Origin of the sequence: Nocardioides sp. NPDC059952 (assembly GCF_042730435.1) — a bacterium.
Taxonomy (GTDB): Bacteria; Actinomycetota; Actinomycetes; order Propionibacteriales; family Nocardioidaceae; genus Nocardioides.
This window is the reverse complement of sequence record NZ_JBHWLY010000176.1, coordinates 1-1094: the sequence shown is the minus strand read 5'-3', so window position 1 is coordinate 1094 and position 1094 is coordinate 1. Positions and strand designations below refer to the sequence as shown.

The window sequence follows — 1094 nt, the reverse complement described above, 5'->3', positions numbered from 1 at the left end:
CTCCATACGTTCGAGGTCTCCACGGTGGACGCGGATTCCCCGGCCCGTCGGGCCCGTTCGAAGGACCCGCAGCCCGCGGCCGCTGTTTGCCCAGCGGTACGCGGTCCGAGTCGAGATGCGGAAGCGACGCGCGATCTCGGGCACTGTGAGCCATACCTCTTCACCGGCCATGGGGTGATCTCCTGTCGGTACAACGGGGGTTCGGACGCTAGTGACACCGGCGACTGTGGGGCACTGCGTGGGCAGAGTGCCTCACGAGGGGCCTATACCGGAACGTATCGGATGAGTGTTCGATTCTCCGGGGCGGGGATTTAGGGCTGAGATCCTGCCGAGTAGTAGTCGCCGGTTGAGGGCTGCACAGGCCATCGAGCCGCGCCGCGACGTTGTAGCGGATACCTGACGCTGAACAGCTCGCCGGACATTCGGATGTCCTGCACCTCCACCACGCGGGCCTTACTACCGCGTCCGAGAGAGGCAACCCGCAGGATTCGCAGCATTGGCACGCCAGGAGGCAGGAGCAACGTCTCAGCCTCAGCCGGGTTCGGTGTAGCCGCGGTGACCTCCTCTTCCCACTGCAGTGGTTGCTGGGCCCACTCCTCAATGCGGTCATACGAGCCGCCGAGGCCGGTGCCGCCGGCGAGGACCGGCACGTCCTCGACGATGTCGGGGTGGAACCAGGATGCGGCGAGCTGGCGGTACTGCGGCTGCTCCGGATCGCCGTTGGCGCGCTCGCGGAGTAGGACCAGAGTCCCGGGAGTGATGCCCAGCAGTTCCGCGACATCCGCCGGTACGGGGCGGGTGTCGATGGCGAGACCGAGGCCCTGAATGGTGCGCCAGTGTTGGACGGTTGGTCCGGAGTAGTAGCCCAGGTGGTCACGCTCGATGTTGCGGGACCGCACGAGCCGCGTCGTTGGACGCTGGCGCACGATCGTTCCGGCACGGCCGCCCGGAGACTCGGCTAGGCCCTCAGCCTTGAGCTGGTTCAACGCCTGGCGCGCAGTCTGACGGTTCACCGAGTAGCGCTCGGCCAGCGTCTCGATGCCTGGCAACCGGTCTCCTGGCTGCAGCTCGCCCCGCTGGATCTGTGTGCGCAG

Annotated in this window: 2 protein-coding genes; both read right to left on the bottom strand. The window is 67.1% G+C overall.

Going from position 1 to position 1094, the window contains the following annotated elements; all coding sequences use genetic code 11:
- Window positions 1-171: helix-turn-helix domain-containing protein (locus tag ACFV9G_RS30010; RefSeq protein WP_378733156.1), on the bottom strand; the 171-nt coding region annotated here is incomplete at its 3' end.
- Window positions 172-311: 140 nt separating this feature from the next.
- Window positions 312-1094 (bottom strand): GntR family transcriptional regulator (locus ACFV9G_RS30005; RefSeq protein WP_378733154.1); only part of this gene is annotated, 783 nt, incomplete at its 5' end.